The organism is Deinococcus taeanensis (assembly GCF_020229735.1).
Classification (GTDB): domain Bacteria; phylum Deinococcota; class Deinococci; order Deinococcales; family Deinococcaceae; genus Deinococcus; species Deinococcus taeanensis.
This window is the reverse complement of the sequence record NZ_CP083456.1, coordinates 169,252-188,389: the sequence shown is the minus strand read 5'-3', so window position 1 is coordinate 188,389 and position 19,138 is coordinate 169,252. Positions and strand designations below refer to the sequence as shown.

The following is a 19,138-nucleotide window of genomic DNA, read 5'->3' as shown; positions in this document are numbered from 1 at the left end:
CGGGGGCTCATCGCTCCGGGAGGTCTTGCCGGCGGCTGCCAGCTTCAGAGCAGCCGGCGCCCCGTCTCCAGGGGCCGGATTCCAGGACGCCAGCAGCCAGGAAAGCGCCGTGCCGACCGGCCAGAGTCCTGCGGGTCCACGGGGCAGAGGGCCCGCCGGACGAGTTCACTTCAGGAAACAGCCGGGCCTGCCCGCTGGGGCGCGGCGGTCAGTCCGCGGAGTTCGCCCGGATATCGCCTGCCTTCACCGGGTCGTGATCCTTGGGGTCCGCCCATGGGTCCAGCACGCACTTGATGCAGTGCTCGTGCTTGTGTTTGAAGATCTTGTAGGCGTGCGGCGCCTCATCCAGGCTCAGGCGGTGCGTGATGATCACCGTCGGGTCGATCTCACCGCGCTCGATGTGCCGGGTCAGGACGTCCAGGTACCGGTGCACGTGCGTCTGCCCGGTCTTGAGCGTCAGGCCCTTGTTCATGAACGCCCCCAGCGGAATCTTGTCCCCCAGGCCGCCGTACACGCCCGGTACGCTCACCGTGCCGCCCTTGCGGCAGGCCATGATCGCCGAGCGCAGCGCGTGCGGCCGCTCGGTTTCCAGCACCCGGGTGGTCTGCTTGACCGCGTCGGCCATCCCGCCGACCCCAGTGCCGTGCGCTTCGAGACCCACAGCGTCCATCACGCTGTCCGGACCGCGCCCGCCGGTCATGGCCTTGAGCCGCTCGAAGACCTCCTCCTCCTCGTAGTTGATGGTCTCCGCCCCGGCGCCGCGCGCCAGGTCCAACCTCTCCGGGAAGCGGTCAATGGCAATGACGCGCCCGGCACCCAGCAGGAACGCGCTGCGGATGGCAAACTGCCCGACCGGCCCGCAGCCGAACACGGCCACCACGTCCCCCTGCTCGATGTTGCAGTTCTCGGCTGCCATGTACCCGGTGGGCAGCACGTCGGTCAGGAACAGCACCTGATCGTCCGTCAGGCCGTCCGGCACCTTGTACAGGTTGTCATCTGCGAACACCGTCCGCGCGAACTGCGCCTGACCGCCGGCGTACCCGCCCGTGATGTGCGAGTACCCGTAGATCCCGGCCGGGGAGTACCCCCACAGGGCCTCAGCCAGTTTCGCGTTCGGGTTGGAGTTGTCGCACAGCGACGTCTGCCCCCGCTGGCAGTACCAGCATTTTCCGCAGCTGATCGGAAACGGCACGATCACGCGGTCACCCTTCTTGATCTTGCGCACGGCCGAACCGACCTCAACGACCTCACCCATGAACTCATGGCCGAGGATGTCGCCGTGCGCCATGCTGGGCACGTACCCGTCCAGCAGGTGCAGGTCTGACCCGCAGATCGCCGTGGCCGTCACCCGCACGATGGCGTCAGTGGGCTGCAGAATCTCAGGATCCGGCACCCGCTCCACCTTCACGCGGTTGATACCCTCCCACACGACGGCCTTCACGCGGTTCTCCCGTTATCGAACATTTTGGCCTCCGCCTTTTTCAGGGCGTTCCTGCGCCCGCTGGACTGCCCCTCGGTTGTGGGCTCCTCACCCACCTCCAGCAGGCGTTTCAGCCGCCGCAGGTCCTCAGCGATCTGCACGCCGGGCTCCTCACCGAGCATGCGCGCCACCGCCGCGCCCATCGACCCGCCGGGCGGCCGGTACTTCAGCGAGACGTGCACTTCCGTGCCCCGTCCGGTCGGCGCCGCACGGAAATCCACGTGCCCTTCGTTGGGCACCGGCGTGCCTTCCACGGACCGCCACGCGATCCGCCGTCCAGGCTGGTCCTCGGTGATCTCAGCGTCCCACTGCACGTGCGTGCCGGCCGGCGCCTTCGCCACCCAGTGCGACCGGGTGCCGTCACTCTGCACCTTGACCGACTCGAGGTGATTCATGAACCGCGGCAGGTTCCCGAAGTTCCGCCAGAACGCGTACAGGTCCTCCGGGGGCAGCCCGATCGTGACGGCCTTTTCCACGGCAATGCCGTCGTCCGGCGTCCGGCGAATCCCGACCATGCGGGCGCCCACACTCCGGCCCATCGAAGCGCCGGCCAGCAGCAGCGCGCCTGTGGCGGCGAACATCAGTCCCGCCGGGCCCGGCCGGCGCAGACTGACGGCGATCATGCCCGCCCCCAGCCCGCCCATGACGGCGCGCTCCACCGGACTGGCGTTCTGAGGGCTCAGCGGTTGGTCGGGCATGTCAGCGCCCCCCCGCCAGCAGACCCCTGAGCCGTGACTTCACCGGGCGCGCGCCCTGCGAGAAGGCCCGGGCAGTCAGGACATCCACCACCGTGATCGCCGTCACCATGGCCAGCGCATTCGCGGTCCGCTTGCGGCCACTCGCTTCCCCCGGCTTCGCCATCCCCAGCGTCGCGAGGTCAAGAACGTCGCCGGCCACACGCGACCACAGCCACGCCGCGCGGGCGCCGGGCTGTAGCAGCAGCCCGGCGCCCGCCATCAGTTCACGGGCCCCGTAGCCCCGCACGAGCGCGTTGTGATCCTTGACGCCCAGAAAACGCGTCAGCCGGCCCGGGGCGACCACTTCCAGAACCCCGAGGCCCAGGCTGAACAGCCCCAGTCCTTTCGCCACCTGTTGTGTGTTCACAGTTGCCCCCTGCCCGGCGGAGGCCCCGGCACGCTGGCGCGGGGCCTCTCCGTCCAACTCAGGCGTTCATCGTTGCCCCCAGCCCAGGAACGAACAAGGGGACTGCGGCCAAGAAACCTGAAGCCTTTTCTCGGCCAGCACGCGTGTCCCGTGAAGGAGCTCCGGAGCGTCCCTGAAACCGGGTTAAGCAAACAGAGATGAAAGGTGCATGCCCTGCCGGACGTCCTGACCTGCCGTCCAGAAAAAGTGGAGGCGCAGAGCGGCCCCACCTCACGTCATTGCGGCCGTGAACGCAGACCGTCAGGTGTCGCCTCAGCCGGACGCAGCCGGCGTCAAGGCCTTTGGCCGCCCGCTCAGCTTCCAGACGCGCGCCGGGGTAACGCTGCCGTGCGCCGTGCAGGGGGGAGAACCCTGTGGCCGGGCGGCGCCTGCGGTGTCTTTGCCGGCCGCGCGCCGCTGACGCTCATGACCCCCTCATCCGGCTTGATAAGGCGGCGCCCGGGAGCACGCCCGGCGCACCGGCGTACACCTTGAGGCTGATGTTCACCCGCGGCAACGTGAGCTCAACGGTCAGGCCCTGGTCCACGTCACCGGAGGCGCCCCACGGCTCGTTCATCTGACAGTTCACCGCGCCGCTGAAGGCCCTCAGGGAACGGGGGGTGCAGAGCGGCGCGTGGCACACTCAACGCACCACGCGACTCCCCACCGTCATTCTCAGTCTGCTGATCGCCTGCGCCGCGACCCGCGGCGGGGTGTTCAAAGGGGAATTCACCGGGGACTTCCAGGGCAACGCGATCAGCTTGCGCTTCAGCGCCGACGGCCGGACCATCACCGACGGGATCATGACTGGATACTGGCGTTGCAGTGACTCCCTGTCGAACACCACCTATAAGACCAACCCCAGGGTGGTGGGTGCGCTCGGGCGGATGCCAGGCGCCGTCAGCGTCTGACAGGGTGCGTTCAAGACCTGTGCAAAGCGGCCCTACCTCGCGTGGGACTTCGAGGGTCGCTTTACCAGCCCCGCCCTTGCCGAAGGCAGCTTCATGGCGCAGTCCATGGACTGCACGTCGTACAAACTCAAATTCAAGGCAGCCCTCACCGCCTCCCGATCGGCCGCGCAGCACCCCTCTCCCGTGCGCGAAACGGCCTGGGACGGGCAGCGACCGGTTCTCACAACCGGCGCGGAGCGCCTTACTGCACGTCCGCCTGCCGTTCGGCACGGGCCTGAACGACATACAGAATCGTGCGCTGAAGGTCGCGCATGATGGCCTGCGTGAACCACGCCGTATACCCATTGAAGGGCGTGCTGACCCGCTGGGTGCTGCTCAGGTGCAGCAGCGTCACCCCCGGCGCGAGCGCCTCCAGCCGGTAGGTGCCGCTCATCACATCAAAGAACCGGCCACCCACCTGCACATGAGGATCGAGGTGCCCCGGATCGCTGGCCTGAATGCGGAACGACAGCAGCCGGCTGTCCTCCCAGTCGGTCACGGTTTCCGTGAAACTCAGGCCGCCGTCAAAGGTCGCGGTGCGCACGGCGCCAACGCCGGCGCCGCGCAGCAGCGCTTCACGCGGCCGCGGCAGACCCACGGCATGCACCCAACCGGCGCGGATTTCACGGTCTTGAATCCGCCGCACGCTGCGAATCTCGCTCCAGACCACCTCTGGGGGAGCGTGCACGAGCACGTCATTGGAAACCGTGCGGTAGATGGTGGGCGGAACGCGGCTCTGTTCCAGCGGGCCCAGCAGGGCCGGCAGCGCCGCGGAGAACAGCAGCGCGCCCGCCCGGCCGCGCCGTGACCACTGGCGGATCAGGTAGGCCACGCCGGCGCCGAGCGCCGCCATGACATACATGACAGGCGCGGCAATAAAAGCGCACAGCACGCCTTCAAACCCCAGCACAAGCGCCGTGACCAGAAACACGGTGGTCGTGCTGGCGGACACACCCACCGCTGTGCCCAGACCTGTCGGCGGGGCCGGGGGCGGCGCGTCCCCGAAGGCGTCGGGCGCCGCCGGAAGGGGAGGTGCGGGCGGCGCCGCTTTGTGGAAGGTCAGCGCCACGGACACCAGACCCAGCACGAACGGCACAAGAAACAGGTAGGAGGCGATCATCACGCCCAGACCGGCGTCCCCAGCGCCCATGCGGTGCAGCCACAGGTACACCACCAGTCCGTAGAGCACGCCGGCGCCACCTCCAATCAAAGCGCCCAGTGTCCTCGCGGTCATGGGATCACTGTAGGGCACGGCGGAGCCGACCGAGGCCGCTCCTCAGCGGCAGGGACAGGCTCCTCGCCGCTCACGGCCGGCGGCTCATGGTCTGACCACACAGGCTGGCGGGCACCCTCAGCAGTCCTGGGGCGAATGGTGAGGCCCGGCTGGATCTGCCGGGTGGCGTCGCGGGTTCTGTGCCGGCAGCGCGGGCCGCCCAGGGCACTGCCGGGGCCGGCCCTGACCCGGCGACCCTGAACACGGCCGGCTGAGGGACCAATCACGAGGATGAAGACTCGGTGAACATGCGGATGCATCCACGCGGGCGGGGCGGCGCATACGGGAGATGACAGCAGGGTCCCACTCCTCTGGGACCACCGTGCTGTCGTTCGGCGCCGGCCGGGTGAAGCGCCGGCGCTCCACCTCGCCCGGGTGACCACCCTGGCCCACGACCCGCTCGTCCCTGCCCGCACGACAAGGAACCCCGATGCTCAGACGCTTCCCCCCCGCGCTCGCGCTCGCCCTGCTGCTGACACCTGGACTGGCCCAGGTGCAGGCCCCGCAGACGTTCCGCTTCACAGCCATGGGGTCCGGCACGGAGGCGTCCGGACAGCTCACCGTCCGCACCGGGTCGTCCCTGATCTCGGTGCTGACCCTCCGCGGCCTGATGCCGAACGCAGCCTACGTCGCCCACTACCACGCCCTGGGCCCAGCGGGCGGACCCCCGTGCGCCTCGGCCGGCCCGGTGACGCTGAGCTTCCCGAAGTTCAGAAGTGACGCCCGGGGTCAGGCCACCGTCACAGTGCGGGCCGACCCGGCGCGCATGCGGGGACCGCTCGGCGCGTACGTCGACGTTCACCGGGCCGCCGACCGGACGGACATTCCGCTGTGCGCCGCCGTGCTCAACAGCGCCGCGGCTCCAGTGACCGACGTGACCGTGAACATCACCGACAACCGCTTTCAACCGGCCGCGTTGAGCGTCAAGGCGGGCACCACCGTGACCTGGGTGCACACCGGAAAGATCACGCACAACGTCGTGTCCGCTCAGTTGGCTGACCTGAGCTCACCGGACCTGCGGGCGGGGCAGCGCTACAGCTACACCTTCCAGAGCCCCGGCACCTACACCTACTACTGCTCGTACCACGACGGCATGAGCGCCACGATCACCGTGACCAACCGCTGAGGCGGCGTCAAAGCACTTCACTACCACGGAGGGAAGTATGTTTGTACACAAGATTGTTCTGGGAATGGCCGCCGCCACACTGCTTGGCTCGTGCAGCATGATGATGGGTGCCGGCACCACCTACACCTTCAGGCACAACCCCACCACCGCCGATCCCGCCGCGACGGGCAAAGCCGTGGCAACCATGAAGGACGGCATGGTCAGCACCACCCTGACGCTCTCGGGCCTGACCCCCAGCAAAGCCTATATCGCGCACTATCATGCGTTCGGGCCGGCCTCCAGCACGGATCCCTGCGCGTCCAACGGTCCGGTGAGCCTGGGCTTCCCGGGCTTTACGTCGGACGCCAGCGGGAATGCCACGGTGAGCGTCAGCGGCGACATGGCCAAAATCGCCGGTGACCTGGGCGCCTACATCAACGTGCACTACGCCAGTGATCCCAGCGTCGTGCCCATCTGCGCCCCGGTGAAGATGACCAAAGGCTGAGGCGCCGGCCCGCGCCGATGAGCCGGTCAGCCTGAACCCGGCCGGGTGGCGCCGCCCGGCACTACGCGCCCGGCAGGGTCACCCGGCCGAGCGGGCGCGTCGGCACAGGGCTGCCCCCGCCCGGTTCCACGCTGACGCCCACCGAAGAGAAGCCGCGCCAGTCCACCTGCAGCACCGTGCCGTCCGTCAACCCCAGACTCACTGGCGCGGCCGGGGGCGCCGCGCCGGCGCGGCGCCCCCACGCCTGGTAAACCTGCCCGTCCGGCGCACGCCGGTCAAGCACCACCAGGGCCTGCCCGTCGGGGCGGACCAGCACCAGGCCGAACGCCTGACCGTCCTGACCGGTGAGGGTCAGTTTCACCGCGCCCTGCGCCTGCCACTGCTGAATGGAGCCCTGCGTGGACGGTGCAGGCGCAAGGCGCGTCAGGACGGAGGTGAAGATCAGCCCCAGGGCGGCGGCCAGCCAGAGCCACGGCCGCCGCGGACGGCGCAGCGGCGCGCGCGCCACCGGCGCGTCAGGTGCCCCGGCCTGGCGGCGGGCCTGAATGCGCGCCCAGGTGCCGCCGGGCACCGCCGCGTCCGGCAGGTCGTCCGCCAGACTCATCAGGGCGTCCCGGAGCCGGCCCACCTCGGCGCAGCAGGCGGCGCAGCCGGTCAGATGTGCCTCCACAGTCCTGACGTCCTGCACGTCCAGATCACCGATGACGTAGCCGGCCAGCAGCTCGGTCGGGTGGGTCATGGCGTCATCCTCTCACGCAGCTTGAGCAGGGCGCGCCGCAAGCGGCTTTTGACCGTCCCGAGCGGCAACCCGGTGCGGACGGTCAGTTCGGCGTGTGTGTGGCCGCCGAAGAACATGCCCTCCAGCAGCAGCCGGTCGGTGGGGGGCAGGGTGACCAGGGCGGTGTCCACCAGCGCCTGATTGAGGGGATCATGCGGCGACTGGGCCGGCGGGTCGACCGTCCGGTCGTCCAACGGGGCGTCGAGCGCCTGTGGCCGCGCGCGGCGGGCCCGCATGCGCTCCAGGCACAGGTGATGGGCAATCGTCAGCACGAACGTCTGCACGGTGCCGCGCGCCGGAGCGTACCGGTGCGCCTGAACCTCCAGGCGCAGGAACGTGTCCTGCAAGACCTCCTCGGCATCCTCAGGTGAGACCAGCATCCGCAGGCACACGCGGTAGGTCACGCCGGCAAGCTGATCGTACAGGGCTTTCAGGGCGCCGTCCTGGCCATGTTGCAGCTGCACCATCAGCTGCTGGTGCTCCTGAACAGTCACGGGCGTGGCAGGCATACCCGCAGTCTGCCGCAGGGACAGGGGTCTCGGGTCACGGCATGGGGAAGGAAGCTCAGCGGCGCGCCACGCGGACATACCTCCCGTATGCCTCACGCCGGGTCCGTGGATGCACCGCACCGGCCGCCACGCGCCGTGACGGCGCCTTACACCTGCCCCTGCGGTCAGGAAAGCGTGCGCCGGTCAGTCTTCGTCCCCGGCGGGCGGTTCAGGGCGAGAGAGTGACCGGTGTGACGCCCAGCAGGCGTGCGGGGGCCTCGGCGCCGGGCGTGACCGTGGTCCTGACCTTCGAGGCTGACCGTGAGACGCCGGCCGGCGCCCTTTCGTGCGCGGAGCAGGCGCGGCCCTGGGCCGTGGCGTCCCCGGGACCCCTGGCCGGCGCAGGTGGCCGGTGAGGTGAACGAAGAACGGCCCCGGGGGCACCGCCGGCTGGTCACTCCGGCGTGTTCGCGGGGCGTTCAGGGGTGGGGGGCCGGATCCACCTGAAGTGCATCCAGGCTCAGAAAGGCGTCCACGATCTGCGGGTCGAATTGCCGCCCCCCCTGGGCCCGCACCTCGTCCAGCGCCCGCTGGTGCGGCCACGCGCGTTTGTAGGGGCGTTCGCTCGTCAGGGCGTCGTACACGTCGCACACGGCAAAAATTCGTGCCAGGAGGGGAATGTCGGCTCCTTCCCGCCGGTCGGGGTAGCCGGTGCCGTCCCAGCGCTCATGGTGGTGCCGGACGACCTCCAGGGCAGAGGGGGACAGCGTGGGAATCCGGGCGGCGATGTCGTACCCGTTCTGAACGTGACGCTGCATGATGGCCCACTCGGTGGCGGTCAACCGGCCGGGCTTGAGCAGCACGGCGTCGGGAATCGTGAGTTTGCCGAGGTCATGGAGGCTGGCGCCGTGCTTGAGTCCGGTGAGGGTCTCCTCATCGAGCCCCAGGGCCCGGCCGAGGTGCACGCTCCGGCGCATGACCCGCAGGGTGTGCCCGGACGTTTCAAGGTCACGCGCCTCCAGGGCCATGCCCAGGCCAAGCAGACCGCCTTCGAGGGTGGCCTGCAGGCTGAGGTTCAGGGCCTCCAGCGCCTGCTGGGCCCGCTTGAGTTCGGTGATGTCGGCGATGACCGCCACAACGGAATCCGCAGGGCCTGTCCGCTTGGGCAGCAGCGAGACGCGCGACCGGGACCAGAGCAGTTCACCGTCGGCGCGGACGTACCGCTTTTCCAGCACCGCCATCGACACCACGCCGCGGATGACCTGCTCGAGGGCTTCGGTGGTGCGGGGAATATCCTCGGCGTAGGTGAGATCCAGGACGCTCTGCCCCTTGAGGGCATCGGCCGTCTGGCCGAAGAACCCGGCGCCGTCAGGGTTGATGCGGCGGATGTGACCGCCGAAGTCAATCTCGACCAGCCCGGCTCCCGCACATTCGAAGAGCAGCTGGTAATCCACGCTGTCACGGTCGGTCGGCAGGTCAGTCGGCATGTGAGCGTCTCCCCGGAGAAGGTGGGCTGGCTCCCGCTGGGACCTGTGGACGCCAGTAATGGGTCTATTGTGTGATAATTCTCTCAGTTGATTGTAAGAGAAGCCGTGTTGCCTGGTCTACGGACGAGCGCGCGGCCGGGCCTGGGCCGGCGGCCGGTGGCGGCCCACACCACCAGCGCCGCCCATGTGCTCGGGCTCAGACCCGTCACTCCCGCCCACACGCACAGGTCGCCCAGCGCCACGGCCCGCGAGGGCAGGCATCTGACGCGCCGGCGAGATGCCGTGCACCGGCGAGGTCATGCCCGGCCGCTGCCTGTGCGCTCCGGTCGGCGCGTGGCTTTCCGTGATTCCCGCTGTCCGCCCTTGCTGCTTACTGAAGGCAGCCGCGCGCACCGTCCCTGGGGCAGGGTTGCGCTGTCCCGTCCGGTCCCACTGACGTGCGTCTCCCGGCGGGAAGTGACCGGCTGGCCGGTGCGGCGCGGCTTCCGAATCCGCCAGTGTGCTCCCCGGCGCTGAGCTTCACGCCCGCTGAGGAGACGCCGGGAGCTGCAACACGAAGACCGCGCCCCGGGCTGGTTACGCGCTTTCGGGTGCGGACCGGGCGGGGTGGCCCGGTGCAGCTTCAGGCGGCTGGCCGTGGCCCGCTGCGCCGGGCGTTGTGGGCGCCGGCGGGACCCGCAGGACGCTCAATGTGGCCGTCACCCGGCCGGCTGAGGCGCCGGCTGCGGACGTGGGCGCGGCGTTTGAAGGCCCGGTTGACCCTGTGACTCTCCCGCCGCTGGCGACCGCGCGTTCGTGGGCCGGCCGGGAGAAGGTCCTGACGGCGACGGCCACCTCACGCGGCGCTTTCCACCCGGCGTTGTCCTTCCGCCGGTATGAACGGTCAGCAGGGATTCGCCCCAGCGGCGTGTTTCAGGCGCCGCCCCCGTGGCGGGACTGGCCGGTGACCTGTTCAGCGCCCCTTCCTGCCGCCCGCCGCTGGAGGCGGGCGGCTCCGGCGTTGCCGTGAGGTCACGGCCCTGTCGGCACCGAGCTGCAACTCCGCCCGGGTGGCCGCCACCAGCGCCTGAAAGTCCACGTGGCCGGCCTGGATGTTCTCCGCCGTGACCGGCACGGGGGCGGGCGTCACGGGGGCGGTCACCAGCCGGTAGCGCGCGGCGTCCTCGCACAGCGCGTCGTACTGCGCGCCCAGCTTCAACTCGCCCTCTGGATGCAGCTGGCGGATGGCGAGGTACTCCAGGAAGGTCGGCTCGCGCCGGTCCAGGACCGGGAGCAGCGCCGCGCCGTACAGGCGGCTGTACGCCCGCCACGCCGAGGCGAGCGCCGTGGAGGGCCAGTGCCGCACTTCCGGGTGATGTGCCTGCAGGCTGGCCACACTCACTTTCGGCAGGAGGCTGCGCCCGTACCCGGACGGCGCCAGGATCAGGTCGGGCCGCACCCGGTCGTACAGGCCACGCGCGAAGGCCACGATCCGCCTCTGCGCCGCCCAGATGCGGGTCAGGCGGCGGGTCTGCTGCAGGGCCTGGGCGCTGCGCGTGCCGTACAGCGCCTCCGCCAGGCGCTCCACGGTGACCGGCCACGCGGTGCGTTGCGCCAGCTGCCAGTCCACGTCCGCGGCCGGGGCCGCCTGCGCTGAAGTCACGGACCTCGCCTGCGGGGCCTTCACGCGGGGCAGGTACGCCCAGGCAGGGTGGAGGCAGGGCCGCGGAGCAGCCTGCAGGAACAGGGCCGCGTCCACGATGTGCAGCAGCGCGGCCACCGGTCGCCTCACAGTCCCGCTGGTCAGGAAAGGCAGGTGGTGGCGCCGCACCCAGGCGTCCACGTCCGTGGCAGGAACCCCGGCGAGCTGCGCGACGTCACCCACGCGCACCCAGCAGTGCGCCTGGACTCCCGCGCCGTACAGCAGGGTCGCCGCCTGCGCCACGGTGCAGCCCAGTTCATCCGCGACAAACCCGGGGCTGAGGGGCCCGAACACTTTCTTCAACTGGCGAACATGTTCCGCTCGGGGCAGCGTGGGGGCGGGGCGACTGGGCATCAAGCCGTCATCATAGCCGGGCGTGTGCAGCGGCGTCCCGAATGACGAGGTGCGGAACAGGGGAGGGGGCGAGGTGACCTAAACGTCGATTTCCAGAACGACGCTGGCGTCACCTTCGCAGGTCAGCTGGATGTCCCCCGCAGTTTCGGTGTAATCCCAGAAAAAGGTGGTCCGGAAGCGGCGGTCCGCGGGCCGGCCGTACTGCCGGACCACGCCGGCGTACCACCGCTGACAGGTGGCGTCCGGCTGGCCGCCGGGTCCGGTCGGGTTCAGGACGGCGGTGATCTTCAGGTGGGTCAGGCGCGCGCCATGGGTGGACAGGGTAAGTTCCGCCGGGTCATTCAGGAACGTTCCGGCAAAGGTGTGCGTGATCCAGCCGCCGGAGAGTCTGACGGTCCGGGCCGGCAGGAACCGGAAGCCCTTGTTCTTCATGACGGTGTCAGACGCCTGAACAGTCATGGCGCTGTTCAGCCCGTAGAAGGTCAGGACGTACGGCGCGGCGCTGGCGTCTGGAGGGAACGCGGTCCCCAGGAACGTCCAGGTGAGGGCCCGGAGGAAGGGAAGACCGGGTCGGTGCCGTTGGCGCATCACTGCATTGTGCGCGACCGGCCCGCGTTCCGGTCCGGGTGCTTCTGAACGCCTGGGCCCGCGGTGAGAGTGCGCCGCTGGCCGGCCCCAGGGGAAAGCACGATGTGCCAGCTCCGGAATCATTTCGGTGCTGACGCCATCCTGGGACCTGGTGCCGGAGCCCCGGTCATTGCGGCGGTGCAGACCGGAAAGAAACAGGGTGAGGCGCCGGTCTTCGCAGGGGTTGCCTCGGTTCAACGGGCGGCGCCGTGGGTCCGCCGGGGCGGCGCCCCTTGAGGGACTCATGGCGCCGCTGTGGGGCGGTCGCCGGCCGCGCGATCGCCTGGAGCGGTGAGGCGCCGCTCAAGGCCGTCAAGAATGAGGTCGAGACCAAACTCGAAGCGCTCCACGCGGCCGCCCATCTGCACGATCGCCGCGACGATCGCGTGGAAGTGCGGGTGGTGGTCGGCGGAGATGAGCTCCAGTCCGGCCGCGGCCATGCGTGCGGAGTCCTGAGGCGCGAAGGGGAGGTTGAGCTGCTGGAGGGTAAAGCCGTAGATGTGGCTGTCCAGGGCGTGCCACGCATCCAGGGTCTGTTCGGGCGTGAAGCCGGCGCTGAGGAGCCAGGCGAACGTCTGGTTGACGTAGGCGAGCATGGCGGGCCCGAGGGTGAGCCGTGAGCCCATGAGGGGACAGGCCCAGCGGTGGCGCAGCAGCACCTCGTGGGCGGAGATGGCCCGGCGGCGCATGGCGCCTTTCCAGTGGCCGGCGTCGTCGGGCACGTCGATCTCGGCGATGACCAGGTCTAGGAGGCTGTCGATCAGATCGTCTTTGTCCTTCACGTGTTTGTAGAGCGACATGGCCTCGACGCCAAGTGCCTGGCCGACGCGCCGCATGCTCAGGGCTTCGAGGCCGTGCTGGTCGGCCAGCTCAAGGCTGGTACGCAGGATGCGTTCGCGGGTGAGTGGCGGTCGGGGCGTGCTGCGAGAGGGGTGCTGTGAAGTCATGGCGCTCCTTGGGGGGGGGTGGCCGGGCTCTCTTGACAAGCTTACACCGTAAGCCTAGGCTTACGGTGTAAGCCAAAGTCCACACCGCGCGTCCTGCCCCCTGCCCACCACTGCGCCTCCAGGAGCTTCGCCATGCCGACCCCCCCACACCGCACCGAAGCTTCCCCCCGCCAGCCGTTGCGTTCAGCGCCCGCGCTCACTGCGGGGCTGGCGCTGCTGCTCATGGCAGCCCTCGCCTTTTTCGCCGAGTTCTTCGTCCGCGCCCGGCTGATCGACCCGCAGGACCTTCCCGCCACCCTGGATCACCTGCGCGCCTCCGGGCCGCTGTACCGGGCCGGGACCGCGGCGAACCTGATCGTCGCGCTGCTGGATGTCCTGGTCGCCGTGGCCCTGTACGAAGTCTTCCGGCACGCCGGGCAAGGCCGCGCCCTGTTCGCCGCAACAAACCGCGTGGTGTACGCTGCAGTCTTTGCCACCGCGACCCTCGGTCAGGTGCTCGCCCTGCGCCTCGCGGCCGACCCCAGCGCCTCATCCGGTAACCAGCAGGCGCAGCTCGCCGCGGCGTTCCTCGACCTGCACGCCTTCGGGTGGCAGGTCGCACTGATATTCTTTGCCGTTCACCTCGCGGCGCTGGGCGGGTTGATCGTGCGTTCCGGCGCCGCGCCCCGCTGGATCGGTGCCCTGCTCCTGCTCGCCGGCGCCGCCTACCTGACGGACGCCCTGGCCAACGTGCTGCTGCCCAACTACGCGGCCTACGCGGCGGTGCTCAAGACCTTCGTCGCCATCCCAGCGCTCGCTTCAGAACTCTCGCTCTGCGCCTGGCTGCTCACGGCTCACCGGCGGGCCGCGCCGGCGCCGCGCCCGGCCACCTGATCCGCGGTCCAGTGCTCCTGGCTCCGTCCGCCCCCTTCATTCTCCAGCGGATTCAACAGGGGCCGAACGAGGGGAATGCCGGGAGTGAGTCAAGCAGCCCGGAAGCAGACCCGGAGCGGGCAGAGACCTCGCCTGGTCCCCGGCGCCGTCGTGCTTTTTCTCAACCTCGCCTGGATGACAGGCGGGTCGTTTCCCCCTGAAAGCGCTGGGCTGCTCGCCCCTGCACTCGTCGACCCGTTTCCTCGCGCCCGGGGCCGGAACGTGAAAGCCCTGGAACAGTCGGAGGCGGACCTCACACCACTCACGGGCGCGCAGCAAGACGCCAGCGCGATTGACCTGGTCCCCGGTGAAATTGAGGTTCAGAGGTCCGAACCCCTGAACGCTCTGGGCCTTGACCTGCACGACGGGCCTGGCCTGGAAGAAAAGCACCGCATGAAAGACGCTGAAGCACCAGGGCGCGCAGGCCAGGGGCGACGGAGGCCCCACGGTGAGTCTCCGAGCCGCTGAAGCCCATGCGACAATTCCCTCTGATGCGCAGTTTCTCCTTCGTCACGGTGGACGTCTTCACTGACCGGCAGTTCGGCGGGAACCAGCTCGCGGTCTTCCCGGACGCGAGGGGGCTTTCAGACGCAGAGATGCAGGCCCTGGCGGCCGAGCTGAACCTGTCCGAGACCACCTTCGTCCTGCCGCCCGAAGACCCCGGGAATACCGCTCGCGTGCGCATTTTTAGCCGCACCGCCGAGATGCCCTTCGCCGGCCATCCCAATGTCGGGACTGGCTTCGTCCTGGCTGACCGGGCGCGCGGCGGCCTGCTGCGCTTCGAGGAGATCGCCGGGCTGGTCGAGGTCCAGCTCGACCGCGACGCTTGCGGTGGCATCAGCGGCGCCACCATTGCTGCGCCGCAACCGCTGACCATCGGCGTCACGCTGCCGCGCGACCTCGCCGCCGCCTGCGCCGGAATCGCGCCGGACGGGGTCGTCCTGGCCAGTCACCCGCCGACCGTCGCCACGGATGGCGGCGCCCCCCGCCTGCTGGTGGAAGTGACCGCGGCGGCAATGACCACCGCCACGCCCGATCTGACCGCCTTCCGGCGGGCAGTGGCGGCGACGCCTTCGCTCGGCGGCAAGCTCTCGCTCTACCTCTACCGCCGTGACGGGTCCGGGCTGCGTGCCAGGATGTTCTCGCCCCTGACCGGCACATGGGAGGATGCGGCGACAGGCAGCGCGGCCACGCCGCTGGCCGGCTTTCTGCTGCATCTATCGGGGGCCGTGAGCGGGAGCTGGGACATCGTTCAGGGGGTCGAGATGGGTCGGCCCAGCCTGTTGCGGACCAGCGCCTCCCGAACCCCACGCGGCATTCACGCCCGCGTTGGGGGCGGGTGCGTGCCGGTGTTCCGGGGAGAAGTGAGGCTGCCCGGCGGAATGGAAACGTAAAGAGAGAGGCGGCCTGGCAAAACGCGCTTTGGCAGCTGTGCCGTGACGGGCCGGTGCCACCTTTGATCGGTGCGCTCCGGCCACGCCGCGCCCGTCGGCGTAAGGCTTTTCTTGAGCGAGTTCGTCAGGGGGGCCGCGCAGGGGTATGGTCAGGCGCGCACCGTCTTGCTGTCCGCCTCAAGTTCCAGCCCCCGCGAGGAGCGTGCCTATGACTGATCCTCACCCCGTTCACCCTCGTCCTCAACTGGCCCGTGACGCGTGGACCGACCTGTCCGGCGTCTGGGCCTTCGCCTTTGATGACGGCGACGTCGGTCTGGGCGAGCGCTGGTTTGCCCGCGCCGACGTGTATGACCGCACCATTACCGTGCCGTTCCCGCCCGAGTCCCGCGCGAGCGGCGTGCACGACACCGGCTACCACCCGGTCGTGTGGTACCAGCGGCCGTTTGACGTGCCTGAACGCGAACCGGGCGGCGAGGTCCTGCTGCAGTTCGGCGCGGTGGACTACCGGGCGCAGGTGTGGGTGAACGGCCAGCTGGTCGCCGAGCATGAGGGCGGCCACACGCCCTTTACCGCCGTGGTCACGCAGGCCCTGACGGGCAGCGGACCGCAGCTGCTCACGGTGCGCGCCGAGGATGAACCGCGCGACCTGGCCCAGCCGCGCGGCAAGCAGGACTGGCAGCGGGAACCGCACGCCATCTGGTATCACCGCACCAGCGGCATCTGGCAGCCTGTCTGGCTGGAGTGCGTGCCGCGCGTGCACGTGCAGGACCTGCGCTGGACCTCCGACATTCACCGGCTGGAACTGCGCCTCGACGCCCGGCTGGGTCACCGGCCGCTTCCGGACACCCGCCTGAAGGTGCGGCTCACCCTGCGCGGGCAGCTGCTCAGCGAGCAGGTGGTCGCCGTGCCGGACCGGCACGTGAGCATCACCCTGAACCTGTATTACGTGTCCACCAACCCCGAGCGGGACGACATTCTCTGGTCCCCGCGCCGCCCGAACCTGATTCAGGCGGAGCTCACGCTGCTGGTCGGCGAAACGGCCGTGGACGAGGTCCGCTCCTACGCGGGCCTGCGCAGCGCCGGCACCCGCGGCGGCCGGTTCCTGCTCAACGGCCTGTCGTACTACCTGCGGCTGGTGCTGGCCCAGAACTACTGGCCGGCCTCGCATCTCGCGGCGCCCAGCGCCGACGCTCTGCGCCGGGAGGTGCAGCACGTCAAGGACCTGGGGTTCAACGGCGTGCGGATTCACCAGAAGATCGAAGATCCGCGTTTCCTGTACTGGTGTGATCACCTCGGGCTGCTCGTCTGGGAGGAACTGCCGAGTGCGTACGCGTTCACGCCTGAAGCCTGCGAACGCCTCACGCGCGAGTGGCTGGAGGTGCTGCGCCGGGATTACAGCCACCCGTGCATCGTCACCTGGGTGCCACTCAATGAATCATGGGGCGTGCCGAACCTTGAAGGTGATCCGGCCCAGCGGGCGTTCGCGCGGGGACTGTACCAGCTGACCCGGGCGCTGGACCCCACCCGCCCCGTGATTGCCAACGACGGCTGGCAGTTCGTGGCCGGCGACCTGATCGGCGTGCACGATTACGCTCCGCAGGGCGAGACCCTCCGGGAACGCTACGGCACGCCTGAAGCGCTGGAGCGCACCCTGCGCTCGGTGCAGCCGTACTTCCGCAACATCCTCACCGACGCCACCCGCGGCGAGGAAGCGGTGGTGCTCAGCGAGTTCGGCGGCCTGAGCCTCGCTCCGGACACCGGCGAACGCTGGTTCGGGTACGGCACCGTCACGTCACCGGAGGACCTGCTCAGCCGCTACGAGGATCTCGTGCAGGCCGTGCTGCGCGCCGAAACGCTGGTGGGCTTCTGCTACACGCAGCTCACCGACACCGAGCAGGAAACCAATGGCCTGCTGACCGCGGACCGGGTGCCCAAACTGGACCCCGCTCGCGTCCGGGCCATCAACACCCGCGCGTCCCGCGCCATGCCGGGCGACATCCTGGCCGAGATTCACCACGTGGCGCAGGACCAGCACGCCGCGGGGCACGAGTAGGCCGCGCCCCTGCGTCGGCGCCCCCTTCACCTCAGGTGGGGGAGGGCGCCGCAATCACCGCCAGGGTGCACCGGGAAACGCACACCGCGCGGCCCTGCTCATCGGTGATCTCAATCTGCCAGACCTGCGTCGTGCGGCCCTGGTGAATGGGCGTGGCAGTCGCGGTCACGGCGCCGCTGCGCACGGCGCGCAGGTGGTTGGCGTTGATCTCGAGCCCCACGGCCGTCATGCCCTGCCCGGCGACACTCAGGTGCGCGCCCAGGCTGGCCACCGTTTCGGCGAGCGCCACGCTCGCGCCGCCGTGCAGGACACCGAACGGCTGGTGCACGCGCCGCTCGACAGGCATGCGGGCCACCACCCGGTCGCCGCCCGCCTCGAGAATCTCAATGCCGAGGTGGTCCGGCAGGGCGCCGCGGGCCTGTTCGGTGAAGGGGTCCGGGGGGGTCACGGCGCGCTCTTCTGGGGGCGCAGGATCAGGCAGGTGGTGGTGGCGTGGGCGTACAGTTTGTCGTTGGCGTCCAGGAGGCGGGCCTGCGCGGTGGCCACCTGCCTGGAGACGCTCAGGACCTCGCCGACCGCGCGGACTTCGCCCATGCCGGCCAGCAGGGGCCGCACGTAGTTGACCTTGAGCTCCAGGGTGGTGTAGCCCACGCCCGCCGGAAGCCGGGTGTGAATGGCGCAGCCCAGCGCGGAGTCGAGCAGGGTGGCGAACACACCGCCGTGGACGCTGCCGATCGGATTGTAGTGAAACTCGCGGGGGGTCATGCGGAAGGTGACCCGGCCGTCTTCGATGTCCTCCTCGCGGGCCAGGGCGAAGTCGAGGCTGTCGGCAATGGGCGGGCCGGGGTACGCGCCGCGCACCATGCCCCGCAGGTACTCAAGGCCGCTGAGTTGCCGCGCGGCTTCGGCGCCGATGAGCGGGTCCGACCAGGTGTAGGTGCGCTGGCGGGCGCCCTCCGGAGCGCTGTCCTGGGCGGGGGGGGCGTCGGGAGAGGTGAGGTGGGTCATGGGGCCTCCTGGGCGTGCGGCGGGATAGGGGGGCGAGGGCCGCGGAGCGGCGTGGGCCGGTAATATGATATGCATCATATCAATGCGCACGCCCGGCAGAGTCCAGCGCCGCGCCCCCACCGCGCCTGCGCCTCACCGCCGCCGGTCCCCTCAAGGAGCCCTCCGATGCCCCACCCTTCCCTCCACCCCCCACGGCCGGGGCCCTGACATGGCCCGTTACGGCAGTCACCACGCCCAGGCCACGCGCGAGAAGATCCTGAACGCCGCGGCCCTGTCATTCAAAGCCGAGGGCCTCAACACCGTCGGCATCGGGCGCCTGATGGGTCAGGCCGGCCTCACCCACGGCGGGTTCTACGCCCACTTCCGCAGCAAGGACGCCCTGGTGCAGGAAACGCTGGCCCGCAGCCTGCGCGCCACCTCCACCACCCTCCTGCAGGCCGCCAGTCAGACCCCGCCGTACGGGCTGGGCGGCGTGATTCGCAGCTACGTCAGCCGGCAGCACCGCGACCAGCCCGAATCGGCGGCCAGCTGCGTGCTGCCCGCCCTGGCCGCCGAAATCGCCCGGCAGGCCCCCGAGGTGCGAAACGCTTTCACCACGACCCTGATGGAACTGATCGGCGAGCTGTCCGCCCTCTCGCCAGCGGATAGTCCGGCGGCCCGGCGCGCCGAGGTGCTGCCTCTGCTCTGCGGCATGGTGGGCGCCGTCATGCTGGCCCGCGCCGTGACCGACCCGGACCTCAGCGACGCCATCCTCAAGACCACCCGTGAGCGCCTGACGGCGCAGCTCAGCGCGGGCGTCCCCCGCAGCACCTGAGCTGCGCCCAGGCCGGCGGCCGGGAGAGGCCCGCCGGACGGTGCACTTCAGGCTGAAGCCCAGGCGTTGGTCAGGAGACGCCGCCTGCGGTTGCAAACCAGATGACGTTTGTGATGCCTGCCGAACCCCGTCAAGTCCT

The 19,138-nt window shown here is 70.0% G+C and carries 19 protein-coding genes; 7 read left to right on the top strand and 12 right to left on the bottom strand.

Translation table 11 applies throughout. The features are described 5' to 3' along the window. Window positions 1–208 precede the first annotated feature (208 nt). The 3 genes from LAJ19_RS14590 to LAJ19_RS14580 are packed head-to-tail and all read right to left on the bottom strand — an operon-like array spanning window position 209 to window position 2,584. On the bottom strand, window positions 209–1,441 hold the full coding sequence (locus tag LAJ19_RS14590) for a zinc-dependent alcohol dehydrogenase (protein ID WP_225523595.1): 1,233 nt from the start codon (window positions 1,439–1,441) through the stop codon (window positions 209–211). Next, window positions 1,438–2,178, bottom strand: a complete 741-nt coding sequence (locus LAJ19_RS14585; RefSeq protein ID WP_225523594.1) for an SRPBCC family protein — start codon at window positions 2,176–2,178, stop codon at window positions 1,438–1,440. Before LAJ19_RS14585 ends, LAJ19_RS14590 begins: the two co-directional genes overlap by 4 nt. 1 nt (window position 2,179) lies before the next feature. Continuing rightward, entirely contained in the window at window positions 2,180–2,584 is a 405-nt protein-coding gene (locus LAJ19_RS14580; protein WP_225523593.1) for a hypothetical protein, read from the bottom strand. A 659-nt stretch (window positions 2,585–3,243) separates the two neighbouring features. Here LAJ19_RS14580 and LAJ19_RS14575 point away from each other — a divergent pair. Beyond that, window positions 3,244–3,534 carry a hypothetical protein gene (locus tag LAJ19_RS14575; RefSeq protein ID WP_225523592.1) on the top strand — a complete coding sequence of 97 codons (291 nt, stop codon included), beginning with the start codon at window positions 3,244–3,246 and terminating at the stop codon, window positions 3,532–3,534. Between the two features lie 241 nt (window positions 3,535–3,775). On the opposite strand, the gene LAJ19_RS14570 is transcribed toward LAJ19_RS14575, so the two are convergent. After that, complete coding sequence (locus LAJ19_RS14570; protein WP_225523591.1) at window positions 3,776–4,807, bottom strand: SRPBCC family protein; 1,032 nt, start codon at window positions 4,805–4,807, stop codon at window positions 3,776–3,778. Between the two features lie 469 nt (window positions 4,808–5,276). On the opposite strand from LAJ19_RS14570, the gene LAJ19_RS14565 reads away from it, so the two are divergent. Together LAJ19_RS14565 and LAJ19_RS14560 are read left to right on the top strand one after the other, a co-directional pair. Further along, window positions 5,277–5,972, top strand: coding sequence for a cupredoxin domain-containing protein (locus tag LAJ19_RS14565; RefSeq protein WP_225523590.1), 696 nt, complete (start codon window positions 5,277–5,279; stop codon window positions 5,970–5,972). Between the two features lie 37 nt (window positions 5,973–6,009). After that, entirely contained in the window at window positions 6,010–6,456 is a 447-nt protein-coding gene (locus tag LAJ19_RS14560) for a CHRD domain-containing protein (protein ID WP_225523589.1), read from the top strand. Between the two features lie 61 nt (window positions 6,457–6,517). On the opposite strand, the gene LAJ19_RS14555 is transcribed toward LAJ19_RS14560, so the two are convergent. The 6 genes from LAJ19_RS14555 to LAJ19_RS14530 form a co-directional block, all read right to left on the bottom strand. Then, window positions 6,518–7,195 carry an anti-sigma factor gene (locus tag LAJ19_RS14555; protein ID WP_225523588.1) on the bottom strand — a complete coding sequence of 226 codons (678 nt, stop codon included), beginning with the start codon at window positions 7,193–7,195 and terminating at the stop codon, window positions 6,518–6,520. Then, on the bottom strand, window positions 7,192–7,743 hold the full coding sequence (locus LAJ19_RS14550; RefSeq protein WP_225523587.1) for a sigma-70 family RNA polymerase sigma factor: 552 nt from the start codon (window positions 7,741–7,743) through the stop codon (window positions 7,192–7,194). Before LAJ19_RS14550 ends, LAJ19_RS14555 begins: the two co-directional genes overlap by 4 nt. Window positions 7,744–8,201: 458 nt before the next feature. After that, window positions 8,202–9,209, bottom strand: a complete 1,008-nt coding sequence (locus tag LAJ19_RS14545) for an HD-GYP domain-containing protein (RefSeq protein ID WP_225523586.1) — start codon at window positions 9,207–9,209, stop codon at window positions 8,202–8,204. Between the two features lie 952 nt (window positions 9,210–10,161). Next, window positions 10,162–11,244, bottom strand: a complete 1,083-nt coding sequence (locus tag LAJ19_RS14540) for a hypothetical protein (RefSeq protein ID WP_225523585.1) — start codon at window positions 11,242–11,244, stop codon at window positions 10,162–10,164. A gap of 78 nt (window positions 11,245–11,322) precedes the next feature. Further along, window positions 11,323–11,832 (bottom strand): hypothetical protein, encoded by a 510-nt coding sequence (locus LAJ19_RS14535; RefSeq protein WP_225523584.1) that lies wholly within the window; start codon window positions 11,830–11,832, stop codon window positions 11,323–11,325. 281 nt (window positions 11,833–12,113) lie between these two features. Beyond that, window positions 12,114–12,818 (bottom strand): TetR/AcrR family transcriptional regulator, encoded by a 705-nt coding sequence (locus LAJ19_RS14530; RefSeq protein WP_225523583.1) that lies wholly within the window; start codon window positions 12,816–12,818, stop codon window positions 12,114–12,116. A 132-nt stretch (window positions 12,819–12,950) separates the two neighbouring features. On the opposite strand from LAJ19_RS14530, the gene LAJ19_RS14525 reads away from it, so the two are divergent. The 3 genes from LAJ19_RS14525 (at window position 12,951) to LAJ19_RS14515 (ending at window position 17,177) form a co-directional block, all read left to right on the top strand. Next, window positions 12,951–13,691 (top strand): DUF4386 domain-containing protein, encoded by a 741-nt coding sequence (locus LAJ19_RS14525; protein WP_225523582.1) that lies wholly within the window; start codon window positions 12,951–12,953, stop codon window positions 13,689–13,691. A gap of 530 nt (window positions 13,692–14,221) precedes the next feature. Further along, the gene (locus tag LAJ19_RS14520; protein ID WP_225523581.1) at window positions 14,222–15,124 is read left to right on the top strand and encodes a PhzF family phenazine biosynthesis protein; all 903 of its coding nucleotides are present in this window, start codon (window positions 14,222–14,224) and stop codon (window positions 15,122–15,124) included. A gap of 208 nt (window positions 15,125–15,332) precedes the next feature. Then, window positions 15,333–17,177 carry a glycoside hydrolase family 2 protein gene (locus LAJ19_RS14515; RefSeq protein ID WP_225523580.1) on the top strand — a complete coding sequence of 615 codons (1,845 nt, stop codon included), beginning with the start codon at window positions 15,333–15,335 and terminating at the stop codon, window positions 17,175–17,177. Between the two features lie 31 nt (window positions 17,178–17,208). On the opposite strand, the gene LAJ19_RS14510 is transcribed toward LAJ19_RS14515, so the two are convergent. Beyond that, a complete protein-coding gene (locus LAJ19_RS14510; protein WP_225523579.1) occupies window positions 17,209–17,625 on the bottom strand; it encodes a hotdog fold thioesterase in 417 nt (138 codons plus the stop codon). After that, window positions 17,622–18,185 carry a PaaI family thioesterase gene (locus tag LAJ19_RS14505; RefSeq protein WP_225523578.1) on the bottom strand — a complete coding sequence of 188 codons (564 nt, stop codon included), beginning with the start codon at window positions 18,183–18,185 and terminating at the stop codon, window positions 17,622–17,624. Before LAJ19_RS14505 ends, LAJ19_RS14510 begins: the two co-directional genes overlap by 4 nt. A gap of 208 nt (window positions 18,186–18,393) precedes the next feature. On the opposite strand from LAJ19_RS14505, the gene LAJ19_RS14500 reads away from it, so the two are divergent. Continuing rightward, on the top strand, window positions 18,394–18,999 hold the full coding sequence (locus LAJ19_RS14500; protein WP_225523577.1) for a TetR/AcrR family transcriptional regulator: 606 nt from the start codon (window positions 18,394–18,396) through the stop codon (window positions 18,997–18,999). Window positions 19,000–19,138: the final 139 nt, after the last annotated feature.

Bases quoted from the DNA above. Each gene is read 5' to 3' on its own strand.
- LAJ19_RS14525 (WP_225523582.1), top strand. From the start codon at position 12,951: ATGCCGACCCCCCCACACCGCACCGAAGCTTCCCCCCGCCAGCCGTTG.
- LAJ19_RS14530 (WP_225523583.1), bottom strand. From the start codon at position 12,818: ATGACTTCACAGCACCCCTCTCGCAGCACGCCCCGACCGCCACTCACC.
- LAJ19_RS14565 (WP_225523590.1), top strand. From the start codon at position 5,277: ATGCTCAGACGCTTCCCCCCCGCGCTCGCGCTCGCCCTGCTGCTGACA.
- LAJ19_RS14540 (WP_225523585.1), bottom strand. From the start codon at position 11,244: ATGCCCAGTCGCCCCGCCCCCACGCTGCCCCGAGCGGAACATGTTCGC.
- LAJ19_RS14550 (WP_225523587.1), bottom strand. From the start codon at position 7,743: ATGCCTGCCACGCCCGTGACTGTTCAGGAGCACCAGCAGCTGATGGTG.
- LAJ19_RS14515 (WP_225523580.1), top strand. From the start codon at position 15,333: ATGACTGATCCTCACCCCGTTCACCCTCGTCCTCAACTGGCCCGTGAC.
- LAJ19_RS14585 (WP_225523594.1), bottom strand. From the start codon at position 2,178: ATGCCCGACCAACCGCTGAGCCCTCAGAACGCCAGTCCGGTGGAGCGC.
- LAJ19_RS14505 (WP_225523578.1), bottom strand. From the start codon at position 18,185: ATGACCCACCTCACCTCTCCCGACGCCCCCCCCGCCCAGGACAGCGCT.
- LAJ19_RS14520 (WP_225523581.1), top strand. From the start codon at position 14,222: ATGCGCAGTTTCTCCTTCGTCACGGTGGACGTCTTCACTGACCGGCAG.
- LAJ19_RS14535 (WP_225523584.1), bottom strand. From the start codon at position 11,832: ATGCGCCAACGGCACCGACCCGGTCTTCCCTTCCTCCGGGCCCTCACC.
- LAJ19_RS14555 (WP_225523588.1), bottom strand. From the start codon at position 7,195: ATGACCCACCCGACCGAGCTGCTGGCCGGCTACGTCATCGGTGATCTG.
- LAJ19_RS14570 (WP_225523591.1), bottom strand. From the start codon at position 4,807: ATGACCGCGAGGACACTGGGCGCTTTGATTGGAGGTGGCGCCGGCGTG.
- LAJ19_RS14545 (WP_225523586.1), bottom strand. From the start codon at position 9,209: ATGCCGACTGACCTGCCGACCGACCGTGACAGCGTGGATTACCAGCTG.
- LAJ19_RS14500 (WP_225523577.1), top strand. From the start codon at position 18,394: ATGGCCCGTTACGGCAGTCACCACGCCCAGGCCACGCGCGAGAAGATC.
- LAJ19_RS14560 (WP_225523589.1), top strand. From the start codon at position 6,010: ATGTTTGTACACAAGATTGTTCTGGGAATGGCCGCCGCCACACTGCTT.